This is a genomic window from Methanohalobium sp. (assembly GCF_018609725.1).
Classification (GTDB): Archaea; Halobacteriota; Methanosarcinia; order Methanosarcinales; family Methanosarcinaceae; genus Methanohalobium.
In genome coordinates this window covers 1-13,418 of the sequence record NZ_JAHENT010000115.1, presented here as the reverse complement: position 1 = coordinate 13,418, position 13,418 = coordinate 1, and the positions used below count along the sequence as shown (strand labels likewise).

Here is a 13,418-nt window from a genome sequence, read left to right as displayed (position 1 = left end):
GGATTTTTTCGCAAAATTTTCAAAGTCAGTAATATACTGAATTTATTAAGCCATTAAACAACATTCTAAATTTTGGGCTCTGTAGAAATCCTGTTGAAACCGGCATCATCTGGTAAAATCCAGTGATTATAATTAATATTAGGTAGTACATATAAAAATATAGTTGATTTGCATATCATTTGAATATCTATGATTTCTACAGAAATTAAAATAGCCAGTTTCAGGTAATATGAAACTGATTTCAGTTCGGTTAACTGTAGTTTCAGTTTTGAAAACGGCATCAACATCCCTTAGTTTCAGCAGTTTCAGGTTTATAGCTACCCACACACATCCATACAATAAATATTGTGCAAAATTTAGAATGTTGTTTAATGGCTTAATAAATTCAGTATATTACTGACTTTGAAAATTTTGCGAAAAAATCCTCTTTTTATTAAATGGTATCAATATAACCCTGAAACTACTGAAACTACATTTCCTCGATAGCGTTTATTAACTGAAACCAGGCTGAAACTTAACTGAAACTGCTGAAATCGAACTATCTAGGTGTTTATCCTCAAAATAAAGCCATTGACTTATAGAATTATTTGAATAAAAGTTTCTACAATGCTGATAATCAATAATAATGTGTTTTAGAATTTTGATTATGTTTTTAAAGCTTGCTTATTGGTGCCAATTTCAATAGGGTTTCTACAAAGCCAAATTCTGCATTTGATTATGTAGAAAAAAATTGGCAAAAACAAAAGATTGGGGAAAAATTACTACATAAATTGCTAACTTTTCCAGAGAAAATAACATAGATCTGGTTGTAATGAAAACACTCAGCAAAAGCAGTATTGAAAATTTTTGCAGATGGTTTATCAGAGAAAGTTATAAAAAATACAAACTCAGAATTACTTATGTACCATGATTTATCAACTGTTACCTATCTTAAAATGATGTAATTTTCGATATAAGGTTTAGAGATACATCTTTATGCTCATTATTTATATATAATTAATTGGATACGGAAATGTTTAAATATAATTAAAACTACAATCCTGCTAACTTAATGATTTTAAAACCCCAAATAAGCAATTAATTGCTACTATATTAACCTTTCATTATGTCAGGAGGTATATTTTATGAGCATGGAGTATTTTTCTGGAATATCAGATGCAATGAGAATAACCTTTGTACAGGTTATGATATTATCAGTAATAGCTATAGGTATATTCCTGTATGGAATGTATTTGAACATTAAAAAATGGGGACTTGGAACCACCGGATATGCACAGGAACCTAGTGGCGGAGGAATTACAGTCTTCCCAAAAACATTCGCATCGCAGGTTGCCAAAAAGGGTGATTGGAAATTAATTCTTAAAACCCTGGTACTGGATATCATATTACAAAGACGAATTATAAGAATAAGTAAGTTCAGATGGTTTATGCATATAGGTATTTTCGTAGGATGGATGACATTATTTTTACTGTCATTACTGATGTTTTTAATAGAACTTCTAAGCCTTTCTGGTGTTAATATTCACCCAGAAGCAATAAGGCAGATGCTACAACCATGGAACGATTTGTTCAGCTATATCCTGTTATTAGGAATAGGTATAGCAATCTTTAGAAGATTGTTTGTTAAACGAGCAAGAGAAAGTACAATATCATACGATGCAGTCCTGTTAGCTGGACTTACATTTATTGTAATCACAGGATTTGTCGCACAAGGAATCAGACTTGGAGGATTCTGGGGATTAGGAATAGAATGGGGTGTTGACGCTGCACCACAGATGGCTTTATTCCACGCAGTAATTTCACTACTGTTTTGTATAGCCTATATACCGTTCAGCAAATACATACACATAATAGCAACACCTCTCACAATTCTTGCAAATATAGAAGCAGAGGAAGGTGAGTAATTACAATGGCTAAAAAACAACCATCAATAGACACCAAAGGATTAACCGCTGTACAACTTATGGAGCTGGATTCCTGTACAAGGTGCGGAGAATGTGTTCAGTGGTGTCCCACGTATTCCGCATCCGGTCAAGAACCGGGACTTGCACCTCGAGATAAAATTCTGAAGTGGAGAGATTATATGAACAAATCCTATGGACTAAGAGCAAAACTCTTTGGTCCAAAGGAGATATCAGAAGAAGAACTCGATGAGTTCTCATCCGATTTATATCAATGTACAACCTGTGGCATCTGTGAAACAGTATGTGAATCAGGTATTGACACTGTAAACCTCTGGGAAGGTATGCGGGCAAACCTTGTCAAACGTGGACAGGGTCCCTATGGAAAACAGAAATATTTCTTTAAACTCATATCAGAATACGGTAACCCATACATGGAACCTGCTGAAAATCGGACTGCATGGGTACCTGAAGATGTTGAGATTAAAGAAGAAGCAGATATTGTCTATTATGGTGGATGTACTGCAGAGTTCAAACAGACCAAACTTGCAGTCGCTACAGCCCGTGTTCTTAACAAACTGGGTATCGACTTTGCCATGCTTGGTGAAGACGAACTCTGTTGTGGTTCACCACTTCTAAGAACAGGACAATCTGAACTCGAAAATATAGCCAGAGATTGCACACTCAAAAATATAGAAAATATAAAAGCCAAAGGCGCAAGCAAGGTAGTCTATGCCTGTTCAGGCTGTTTCCGTGCTTCTGTAATTGATTGGCCAAAACTATACGGAAAACCACTTCCATTTGAAGTTGAGCATATAACTGAATTCCTTGCTGAACTGATTAAACAGGGCAAAATCAAATGGGAAAAATCCCTAAACAAAACTATAACCTACCATGACCCGTGCCATATGGGACGCCATGTAGGAGTATATGATGCCCCAAGATATGTGCTTGAGAATATACCGGGTGTCAAACTAGTAGAAATGGACAGGATAAAAGAATACAACCGCTGTTGTGGAGCAGGAGGAGGTACTAAAGCAGGAATCCCAGACCTTGCTCTTAAAGTTGGTGAAGAGCGTATAGAAGATGCTCTTGAAACCAATGCAGACGTACTCTCAAGTGCCTGTCCATTCTGTAAGAGAAACCTTACTGATGCAAGAGATTCAGTAGATGCTAAAGATATGGAAGTAGAAGACGTTATTGTCCTTGTTGCAGAAGCTCTCGGACTTGAGGTAGAAGGGGAATAATCAAAACCCTTTTACCCTTTTTAATTCATACATTTTCATATTCTGACAGATATAATTTCAATTCATCAATTACTATTTCTTTGGGAATCCATACACCATTGGTGTTGGAATCCAGCAGTAAATATGCATCTTTTACTTCATTGAGAATGGTTGATTCTGGACCTAATTCAATTCCTTTGTAATCCAAGTATTTTCTGGGTATTTTTAGGTGTCGTTCACGCGCTGACGTATATTCAACTACGACCTTTTTATGGTCTAATGATACTAACAATCTACTCCCCCAGTAATTGTATGTATATCATTCACAGCTTACAAATTAGATATAATTAACCCATTTCATATTAATATTTTTATAATAAAATTGAAACTAATTTTTGATATATATTATACACAAAATCTTAATAACACTACTGCACATATAAGTTTAGAAGGCTATACAGTTCATACAATCCACAAAGCCATAATACTTTGGCTCATTTTTTACTGTAGCTTTCTTAATTAATAATCGCAGACTGTTCATATATCTATAGGTCTTAAAATATCATTCATTTTCCATCGGTTATCTTCTACAACAAATTCAATAGTATGAGTTTTTGTTCTTTGTATATTAAAGGCGTTCACGTTCCAGATAACATCCACAGTCAGTATTACTGAATCATTTTCATCAGACCTGCCAGTTATTTCATAGCCATTTATGCGAAACGTTGCTTCTGAAATTCTATTCAAATTATAAAATTCATCTCTGGTATAATCACCTTTTACATCAGATGACAACAATTCATTATAGACATTGTTAAACTCTCCAGAATTGTAATAAGAAATGTAATCATCTAACGTCTCTTCAGGTGTTGATTCTGGTCCCCCTATACAACCGCTAAAAGAAACTATGCTCAAAAATGCTATTAATACTGCTAAAATAAATTTTTTCATAATATCCCCCTTTTTCCAAAAATGCGTTAAACCTGATATAATGTTTCATTTGATTTAATTTATACGTAGCATTTAAATATATAAATTAACATTTTTTGGATATATGTTCATTCCTTATACACTTCTTGGCAGGATATTTGTGTATCTTGCTGTTGCTGTTATAATTTTAACTTTAATATCACTGTTACTTGGAACATACAGCTACAAGAAAAATAAATCACTGTTTCCAAATTTTATATTCTTTATGCTGTACTTTTTCTACTCACCCGCCAAACTGATTTGCAGGACGTGTTCTATAAAAGAGTCTATTGTAGATGATATTATTATTGAGGTAGGAAACGCTGTAATGCTTGAGAGATTCAAACAGGTTGATGGTAAATGCGCAGTAATTCTTCCTCAATGCCTCAGGCATCCAAACTGCAAAGCCAGATGCGACCCCATAACAGGTTACGAATGTGAAAAATGTGGTCTCTGCGACATAGCCCCCATATGTGAAGCTGCCGAAAAGTATAATTTCAAAGTATTTGTAGTGCCCGGTGATAGTTTTGTCAGAAAAATTATAAAATCCTACAGACCCCATGCATGTATAGGAGTTGCATGTCATATGGAATTAACTGAATCAATGCAGGAAATATCCAAATACATGCCTGTACAGGGTGTATGGTTGTTAAAAGATGGATGCTACAACACAGAAGTTGATGTAGATGAAGTAATAAGAAAAATGGAGATGTGCAACAATAATGCTTTATAATCTGATTGGTATTGCATTGTTCTTTTTTATAATCGTTTCAATTATACTAACAACAACCGCCTTGCTGGTTGGTCGTATAAACCTAAACAGAAATGTCTGGCTTGCAGGATTTTTTGTAAACATCCTTGATTTTTTCTATCTCCCAATCAAAATCCTTTTTCAAAAATTTAGTGATTCTTCCAAACTTGATAAATTAATGGTAAACCTCAGAAACACTGCCAACAAATCAAGTTTCAAAAAAACCCGAAATCGTCTGATACTGGCGCCTCACTGTATGCGTTCACTGGATTGTCCTGCATCATCAACAAGGTTTGGGATTAAATGCATATCCTGTAATAAATGTATATTATCCAGTATCAAAAAAGATGCTGAAAATTATAATTATAAACTCTACATTGTTGCAGGTTCTTCATATATCCGGCATATTGTCAAAAAAGAACCTGTAGATGGTGCTCTGTTACTTGCCTGTTATTATGAACTAAACAAAGTTATGAGGTATCTGAAGCAAAAAAACATAGTAACCTACGGTGTTCCACTGTTGGAAGATGGTTGTTACAATACAACAATTGACTACAATAACCTGAAAAATACATTAAATGATTTGAGAATGAGTGAAGAGAGTAAGCTCCCTTCTGTTACTGCAAAAGTTCCGCATCATATAGACGATGCAGAACGGCTCATCAAATAACGAACGCTTGCAGCGACGGCATTCAGCTTAGCATCAATTAAAATTTTCCAGGAACATTTCCCGGAACTGACTTGCACCCACGAGGATTCGCCGTTCCATCCGCCACCATGCGAACTCAACCAACAGGCATCATCGCATTAACATGGGGCAGTATCGTTTCTGTGCCATTGCCCAGGCTCTCGCCTGACGCCCTTTACAGGCGTTCGTGTATTTTTACGGTGGGGAGACTTTCCTCAGGTCAACAGACCCGGCGGCCGTCCTTCCTCTCTCATTCTCAATTATAGGTTAAATTAAAATTGATTATGTACTTAAATCTATTGGGTCTGGCATCACAGCGTTACATTAATATGCCACAATCCATGTATTGGGTTCAGAATTAAAATTAAAACCAAATAATTATTTTTAAATCACTTTTAATTGAGGTTTTAACTTGAATAATGAATTATTTAATTTACAGGTAGGTAACATCTCACTCAAAAATCCGGTTGCACTCGGTCCGATGGCTGGCGTTACAGACAGCAACTTTGCCAACAAGTATGCAAAAAACGCAGGTCTTGTAATACTTGGCGGCTTCAATATGGACGATAAAACAAATGAAGCCGCATCCAGAATGGCTGAAAGGGGACGTGAAGAGTTTATCACCGACAATCCGTTACAGTTTTTAAAAGAGGAAATAAACAATGAGGATACTGATAGTGCAGTGGCTGTAAATGTAAGAAGTGCTACACCCGAACATCTTATAGAAGCTGCACAGATAGCAAAAGAATCAGATGCAATTCTTGAACTGGATGCTCACTGCAGGCAGGAGGAAATGGTTGATATCGGTGTCGGAGAGGCACTGATGCATGACACCTCAAGACTTGTAGAATGGATTCAAAATATAAAAGAAACAGGGGTTGTGCTCTCTGTTAAAATACGTGCAAATGTTGTTGATGATGTTGAATTATCAAGACAAATCGAATCTGCAGGAGCAGATATTTTACACGTTGATGCCACTCTTGAAGGGAAAAACACTGCAGACCTGAAAGCAATACGAAAAATCCGGGATTCTGTCAGAATGACCCTTATAGGAAACAATTCTATTACCGAATTTTCGGATGCAAAGGATATCTTCTCCCGGGGTGCGGATTTGGTTTCAGTATCAAGAGGAGTTATGGACAATCCCTACCTTATCGATGAACTTGTTGAAGGTGTCAACGATCTCCAGAATAAAATCGGCTGGTACAACGCTCCAAAACACATATGTGCAGGAGAAGGAGACCTTCGAGGTTTGACATTTTGTTGTCCTCCAATTAAACCCTGTGCGGTTCAGAAAAAACTTAATAAACTGGGTATTTCTCCTGAAGAATTCAAAAATCTGAAAATGGAATTTTCCAAAGGTTCAAAACTTGAATTCGGTGACAGCACCTGTTTTGGCTCACTTGCCTGGTGCTGCAAACTGACAAAATTCTGTCCTATACGCGACGGTGTATTGTATATGCTGGATATGTCAGGACCCGAATATATGCGTCTTAAAAAAGAACTGGCGGATTATATTCTGGATAACGCAAACATCCCTGTAAATGAGACAGAATGAATATTAAAACCTATTTACCAGAGGATGAGTACAGCGGAGATAAAATAACATCTTATATTACCCGCTGTGCTCAGCTTTCAATGGTTCTTGAAGTATCAGCATTCCCGAAACCAGGAAATGTTGATAGAGACCACAATTATATTGATACCTATTACGAACATTTTATGGCATCTGCCATTGGAGTTCATCCGGTTATTGAGGATGCATCAAAATCCAGTCACGGTATCGGCAAACTTATAAAACGTTCCGTCAGTGAAAGCGTAAACTGGCAGAAAGGCGGAAATACTCATTTTGGAGCATTCATTTTACTGATACCTCTTACAATGGCTACAGGAAAGATTATGGCTCACAAATCCCAATTTTCATTAAATGAACTCACAAATTGTGCCCATAATCTAGTTAAAAATACCGATGTTCAGGATGCTGTCGATTTCTATGAATCTTTCAGGTTTGCCGGTGTCCGTGTCAATAATGTAGATGATTTTGATTTGCAGGATGAAAACTCTATTAATTCATTGTATGAGCAAAATATTACACTTTATGACCTGATGGAAATTGCAAAAAGCTACGATATGGTTGCAAATGAGTGGTCAGAAGGATTTAACAGATGCATCCAGTGTGCTGAAATCATAATTGAAAACATGAAGAATAATTATAACAATATCAATGGCACAATTGTTTATGCCTTTTTAAAAATTCTTTCTGAAAACAAGGATACCTTCATTGAGACAAAATTTGATACAGAAACTGCTGTATATGTATCAACAAAAGCTTCAGAAATAATCTCAGGTCTTGAAGAACAGAATACTGATTTTGAATCCATGATACCAGATATCCAGCAATTTGACAGGGAACTTGTTGATAAAAAAATAAATCCTGGTTCTACAGCAGATATAACTATAGCTGGTCTTTTCATTGCCTTAGTTGGAGGTATCAGATTTTGAACCAGAATAATATTAATATTGAAGAATACGGCATATACGATGGCATATCAGAAACAATTTTTACCACTGGAACAGACTCACCAAATGCTGCTCCAATGGGGTTAATTCGCAAAGGTGACAGGATTCAAATCAGACTTTTTAAAGGCTCACAGACGTATGAAAATGTAGTAAATGAAAAATGTCTTGTTGCAAATGTGATCATTGACCCGGTTGTATTTGCCCGTTCAACATTTACCAATCTCTATGATGAAGAATTTGATACGGTTTCTGTAAATAACAGGAAGTATCCGTTCTTAAAAAAAGCCCTGAGCTATGTAATATTTGAATGCAGTGATATAAGATATACAAAAAATACACTGGTTGCAGATGTCTTACCACTGTATGCCTGTATAAACCGGAATGTTATCAAAGCCCCTAACAGGGGTTTTAATGCCGTACTAGATGCTTTAATCCATGCAACACGTTATCGGGTATTTGATAATGAAAAGTATCTGAATATAGTATATGAACTCAGTAACACGGTTAAGAAATGCGGTGGATCAAAGGAAAACCGGGCAATGGAAATTTTGTATGATTATTTAAATATTGAACATTGAATTTACCGCAATCTCTGTAGAACCTTTCTTTTTATTGTTGAGAGTGTATGTTTGAAAACAACATTTACAGGTACTTTTTTACCCCCTGCACTGATTGTACCATTTTTTATGGCTGAAATTATTGCTTCTGGTGTGTTTTCAGATGCTTCCACTATGGTATAGGTCTGTCCTACTGTCTCGGGGATATGGGAATCACTTCCACCCGCTTCCGGTATATTATGGAGTTGAGCCGCACTTCTTGCTTCATCGTTGGGTTTGTCTGTAAGACAACGTGAATTTAGCACCTCTACAGCATCGATATCTATCCCGTCTACAAAACCTATGCCATGAGAGGATATTTTAAAGGGATGAGGTACAATAACAACTCCTCCTGATTTTCTTGCGGCTTTTATGGTTTCCTCAGGAGTTGAATGAGGTTCAATATTCTTGTCCACACCAAGCACAAGGATATGACCTTTTGTGGACGTTACCTCTATACCGGGTATTACTGTGACTTTTGAACCAATTTTTTTTGCTACTTTTAAACCTTCAATACCACCCTCAACAGTATCATGGTCACAGATTGCCACAGCATCAAGTCCATTTTTTTCAGCAAAACTGATTATGGATTCCAGTTTGGAATTGCTGTCTTTTGAAAAACAGGAATGTACATGAACATCAATTCGTAACCGCATATAAAATAAAAAGCCATATGAGTTTATAAATATTTGGCAGGCAAAAATAAAAACATGGAATTCATGGAGGAGCGAACGGGTTTTTAAGATGGAGGTATGTATGGGAGAGGGTAGGATGGAGTACATCAGAACAGAGCAGAAACCCGTTCGTAATTATACTAATGATATAATGATTAATATACCTTTCGCTCTGATACGAACAAATTTTAAAAGATTAATCCACAAATATTTCCCTTTCATAAATCTGTGCTTTGAGAATTATTTCATCTCTGGCTTCAAGGTCTACTTCAATGTAGTCACCATAATCGATATTGTGGACAACCCCTTCTTCAAAGAGCCATGATACCGCAGCCATTCCATCATCTGACATCGGGAGTGATACACTTGTACGCTTCCATCCGGGTACTTGCTGGCTGATTTGTTTTCTAAGGTTGTCAATCCCGTATCCTGATTTTGCAGAGATAAAAACAGGGTTTGGTGCAAGGTATTCTATTTTGGCAAGTTTTTTGTTGAGTTCATCACTTTTTATTGCATCCACTTTATTTAGTACTGTTATAATGGGTGCACCTTCGGATTTATCCCATAGTATTTCATGGGATGTGGCAAGTTTTTTGCGGATTTTTTCCGCATCTTCTGTAACATCAACAACAAGAAGAATTACATCAGTCAGGAATATCTCGTCAAGTGTTGAACGGAATGCATCTATCATCCAGTGAGGGAGATCTTCAATAAAACCGACCGTATCAGTAAGCAGTACATGTCTGCCACCGAGGTTAAGAGAGCGTGTCACCGGTGAAAGAGTTGTAAAAAGCATATCTTCCACCCTTACATCTTCATCAACAATTGTATTAAATAATGTACTTTTACCTGCGTTGGTATAACCCGCTAGTGCCACAAGGGAAAAACCCTTATCATGTCTGAACTTTCGCAGAGATTCCCTGTCCTTTTTAGCGGTTTTCAATTCGTTTTTAATTCTACTGATTCTATTTTTAATATCCTGCTCATAGGAATCTTCATATTCACCAAGACTCATGAACCCGGGACGTTCTTCCTGTTTGAGCAGAGAAACAATGTTTTTTGCTTTGGGAAGTTCATATTCAAGTTGTGCAAGTTCTACCTGTAGTTTTGCCCTCTTAGTTGTTGCTCTTGTTGCAAATATTTCCAAAATGAGGTGAAACTTGTCGATAACTTCACATTTACAGGTTTCTGATACATTGTATATCTGTATGGTACTGAGCTGATTGTAAAAAATCACCTTTTCTGCATTGTATTCATTCACAAGTGATGCCAGTTCATCGACTTTACCCCTGCCTACCTGATATCTTCTGTCAGGATTTTTGGATTGTGTTATTTCTCCTACTATACAATAACCGGCAGATTTTGCGAGCTCTTCTAATTCAAAAAGTTTATCAGAATTTTCTGATTCATTACTCCTTGGTTCATTCCTCTGGACAAGGATTACTGATTTCATAAAACCACTATGTACATTATGTTACAGATTAGGATATATCAAGTTCTTGAATAAGGAGATTTCGAGCGCTTAAAGATATATGATGTGCCATTTCTATCGCAAGTCTTTCACTCAAAGATTCCTGATATTTAAAATTCTTTGAAAACATACTTGTAGCCACCCACTCCGGTTTATTATACATATCCCCTTTTTCGGCAACAATCGTTCCACCATATTTTATTTCTTTAACAGTATCTTCAATTATCCTAACCACATCTGTTACCTGTGGAGCCGAATCCATCCAGAAAGGTTTGATTTTAACCTGATTTACTTTCTCAACATGGTCTGCAGAAGATACAACAGAGACTGCTGCACATACCATATAGTAACCGTTTTTTATTTTATGTCGCCCCGATATGTCAACAGCAATAATATCCCACATGTTATCTTCTTACATTTTTACTCTACCAATATCGATATATTCAAAACCTTTCTCTTCTTCTACTGCAAAAAGCATGCGTTTTTTGACGCTGTTAGCCAATCTAATTGCCCTTGACATAACAGGAAGTATAAATTCATAATTATTTGGCAACGCATGGACAAGGTATTCTGAGTGTGGTATATTATCAGCCGATTCAACCTGTTTATAAACTCTGAAATGAGTTCCGAATTTAAAACCTGTCTTTGGAACCAGTCCCCGATTCCTCAGGTCACTATAAACTCTACATTTACGAGGGAATTCTGATTCTATAAAAGATGCCCTTTTTGAGAATTCATTAAAATTTAGATGATTTTCATTTTTCCTGTCATTAACCTGAATAATGTTATTCTCAAGCAGATATTCTGATTCCACAAGTGATAATTGCAGATGTTCAGGGTCGAGCAATTTACCGTAGAATCCATTTTCATGTATTGTATTGGATGACTCCCCATCCCAGATAAGAACCCTATCCTCCATCAGTGAAGCACTGGTTGTTAAATCCGGGTAAAGTTTCTCCATATCTCCTTTGATGTTTACTTTTTTAGCTTCATAAAAGGTTATATCACTTTCCTCATCAACGATTGCAAGAATTAACTGCTTATGGACGTTATCAGCTGTTTCAAGTAACTTTTGCAGGTCTTTGAGAGGTAGAGGTATTCGTTCGGAATGTACATGAATATAACTTCTTGGTTGTGATTTTCCGGGATGCCCTCCTCTGGGATACACTCTAAAGTCCGTAACTCCCGGTTGGATGTACAATCCTCTTTCACGTATATCCTTGTAAACAATGTATTTTAGTTCAAAATACTGCTGTCTAAGTGACGCCTTTTTAAAAAAATCAGTAAAATCCAATCCTTTTTCGTTTTCCTGTATTTTGATTTTGTTGCGGTAAAGAAGATAAGCAGCTTCCACAAGGCTTAATTCAAGTTTGTTTCCTTTTGGTCTTCCGAAATAACCACTTTTGTATAATTCATCTATTCCTTTCTCGTCAACCAGTACTCTATCATTCCTTAGTTCACCTATCAAATAAGTCACCCAGATAAATTACGATTTTAAAAATTATCAGACCTGCATATATAATAAACAAATGACGACGCAAAAGCTTCATAGGAAACTGCTTCAAGGTGAGCATACGAACCCATAGTGTTGTTTACTGTTAAACCGTCCCATCCACTGACTATCCCTGTACCTCTGGAAAGTTTGATTGCAAAATTTGAGTTTGACGGGAGATTGGTTATCTCTGAATGATGGAATTCATGTCCTTTGAACGAATTTCCTGCTTTTCCTATAACAGAATCGCTATTAAACATCCCGATGTTATAGCTTACAACCCTTGTGTGTCCCATAAGGGTATGTCCCGGAAGTGCCCCCACCATGTTATAGGTCGATTCCTGCATTTCTGCCATATGATACTTTCCTTTATTTTTGTTCTGGACACCTGTGGTCATTTTTTCGGTAAGATACATAAGTCCACCGCATTCAGCATAAATGGGCAACCCCTGTACAGATGCTTCTTTAATATCGTTTCTCATGGACTCATTGGATTCAAGTTCGTCCCCAAATAGTTCTGGGTAGCCGCCGCCAATATACAAACCGTCAACCTTGGGGAGATGAATATCATGAATAGGGCTGAAATATTTAATTCTTGCACCTTTCAGCTCGAGTAATTCAATATTGTTGTGATAGTAGAAATTAAAAGCCTCATCAAGTGCAATACCGATTGTCGGTTTGTAGTTTATTTGTTTGGGTTTGAATAATGTATATTCGGGTTTTTCAACAGGATATGCGTTATGTGATATTTCTATGATTTTTTCAATATCCACATTTTCTTTAATGGTCCTTTCTATACTGTAAATTCTTTTTCTAAATTCACTATCTTTTTGTCGTCCTTCAATTGCAGGAACAAGTCCCAGATGACGCATTGATATCTGCATCGAATCGTCTCTGGGTATTATACCAAGAACCGGGACTCCTGTATAAAATTCAATCGCATCCTTTGCCTTTTTAGCATGGCGACCACCGCCTATATTATTAAGGATTACACCAGCAATATTTACATCCGGGTCAAAATTAACATATCCGTTGACAATCGCAGCTGCCGATCGTGTAATACTTCTGGCATTGATTATAAGGACCACAGGACAATCTAATATTTTTGCAATCTGAGCGGTACTACCTGT

The 13,418-nt window shown here is 36.5% G+C and carries 13 protein-coding genes, 1 other RNA gene and 1 pseudogene; 7 read left to right on the top strand and 8 right to left on the bottom strand.

The genetic code is table 11. The annotated features are described in order from the left end of the window. The first annotated feature begins 1,124 nt into the window (after positions 1–1,124). Complete coding sequence (locus tag QZ276_RS07790) at positions 1,125–1,904, top strand: disulfide reductase (RefSeq protein ID WP_292486869.1); 780 nt, start codon at positions 1,125–1,127, stop codon at positions 1,902–1,904. A 5-nt stretch (positions 1,905–1,909) separates the two neighbouring features. After that, positions 1,910–3,148: a (Fe-S)-binding protein gene (locus QZ276_RS07785; protein ID WP_292486867.1), complete on the top strand. Its 1,239-nt coding sequence runs from the start codon at positions 1,910–1,912 to the stop codon at positions 3,146–3,148. Positions 3,149–3,173: 25 nt separating this feature from the next. Here the strand turns inward: QZ276_RS07785 and QZ276_RS07780 are convergent, their stop codons facing one another. After that, positions 3,174–3,419, bottom strand: a complete 246-nt coding sequence (locus QZ276_RS07780; protein ID WP_292486865.1) for a hypothetical protein — start codon at positions 3,417–3,419, stop codon at positions 3,174–3,176. Between the two features lie 245 nt (positions 3,420–3,664). Next, positions 3,665–4,078, bottom strand: a complete 414-nt coding sequence (locus QZ276_RS07775; protein ID WP_292486863.1) for a hypothetical protein — start codon at positions 4,076–4,078, stop codon at positions 3,665–3,667. A gap of 103 nt (positions 4,079–4,181) precedes the next feature. On the opposite strand from QZ276_RS07775, the gene QZ276_RS07770 reads away from it, so the two are divergent. Together QZ276_RS07770 and QZ276_RS07765 are read left to right on the top strand one after the other, a co-directional pair. Beyond that, on the top strand, positions 4,182–4,829 hold the full coding sequence (locus QZ276_RS07770) for a DUF116 domain-containing protein (protein WP_292486861.1): 648 nt from the start codon (positions 4,182–4,184) through the stop codon (positions 4,827–4,829). Further along, a pseudogene (locus QZ276_RS07765) lies at positions 4,819–5,409 on the top strand (DUF116 domain-containing protein); the annotation flags it as partial. The gene QZ276_RS07770 and the pseudogene QZ276_RS07765, both read left to right, overlap by 11 nt. A gap of 29 nt (positions 5,410–5,438) precedes the next feature. On the opposite strand, the gene rnpB reads toward QZ276_RS07765, so the two are convergent. Then, an RNA gene (rnpB, locus tag QZ276_RS07760) (RNase P RNA component) lies at positions 5,439–5,787 on the bottom strand. Between the two features lie 160 nt (positions 5,788–5,947). Between rnpB and QZ276_RS07755 the strand changes: the two genes are divergently transcribed. Genes QZ276_RS07755 through QZ276_RS07745 form a run of 3 tightly spaced genes read left to right on the top strand, consistent with a single transcriptional unit; the run spans position 5,948 to position 8,633 of the window. Then, the gene (locus tag QZ276_RS07755) at positions 5,948–7,093 is read left to right on the top strand and encodes a methanogenesis marker 9 domain-containing protein (protein WP_292486859.1); all 1,146 of its coding nucleotides are present in this window, start codon (positions 5,948–5,950) and stop codon (positions 7,091–7,093) included. Continuing rightward, positions 7,090–8,037: a triphosphoribosyl-dephospho-CoA synthase gene (locus tag QZ276_RS07750; RefSeq protein ID WP_292486857.1), complete on the top strand. Its 948-nt coding sequence runs from the start codon at positions 7,090–7,092 to the stop codon at positions 8,035–8,037. Before QZ276_RS07755 ends, QZ276_RS07750 begins: the two co-directional genes overlap by 4 nt. Then, a complete protein-coding gene (locus QZ276_RS07745; protein ID WP_292486855.1) occupies positions 8,034–8,633 on the top strand; it encodes a DUF447 domain-containing protein in 600 nt (199 codons plus the stop codon). The genes QZ276_RS07750 and QZ276_RS07745 overlap by 4 nt, the downstream gene beginning before the upstream one ends. 2 nt (positions 8,634–8,635) lie before the next feature. On the opposite strand, the gene QZ276_RS07740 is transcribed toward QZ276_RS07745, so the two are convergent. The 5 genes from QZ276_RS07740 to QZ276_RS07720 form a co-directional block, all read right to left on the bottom strand. Beyond that, positions 8,636–9,307 (bottom strand): PHP domain-containing protein, encoded by a 672-nt coding sequence (locus QZ276_RS07740; RefSeq protein WP_292486853.1) that lies wholly within the window; start codon positions 9,305–9,307, stop codon positions 8,636–8,638. Positions 9,308–9,521: 214 nt separating this feature from the next. Continuing rightward, entirely contained in the window at positions 9,522–10,778 is a 1,257-nt protein-coding gene (gene hflX, locus QZ276_RS07735) for a GTPase HflX (protein WP_292486850.1), read from the bottom strand. Positions 10,779–10,806: 28 nt separating this feature from the next. Then, on the bottom strand, positions 10,807–11,199 hold the full coding sequence (locus QZ276_RS07730) for a DUF2209 domain-containing protein (RefSeq protein ID WP_292486848.1): 393 nt from the start codon (positions 11,197–11,199) through the stop codon (positions 10,807–10,809). Between the two features lie 9 nt (positions 11,200–11,208). Then, positions 11,209–12,264 carry a tRNA-intron lyase gene (endA, locus tag QZ276_RS07725; protein WP_292486846.1) on the bottom strand — a complete coding sequence of 352 codons (1,056 nt, stop codon included), beginning with the start codon at positions 12,262–12,264 and terminating at the stop codon, positions 11,209–11,211. Positions 12,265–12,290: 26 nt separating this feature from the next. After that, on the bottom strand, positions 12,291–13,418 hold a 1,128-nt coding region (locus tag QZ276_RS07720; RefSeq protein ID WP_292486843.1), incomplete at its 5' end, for a cobyrinate a,c-diamide synthase.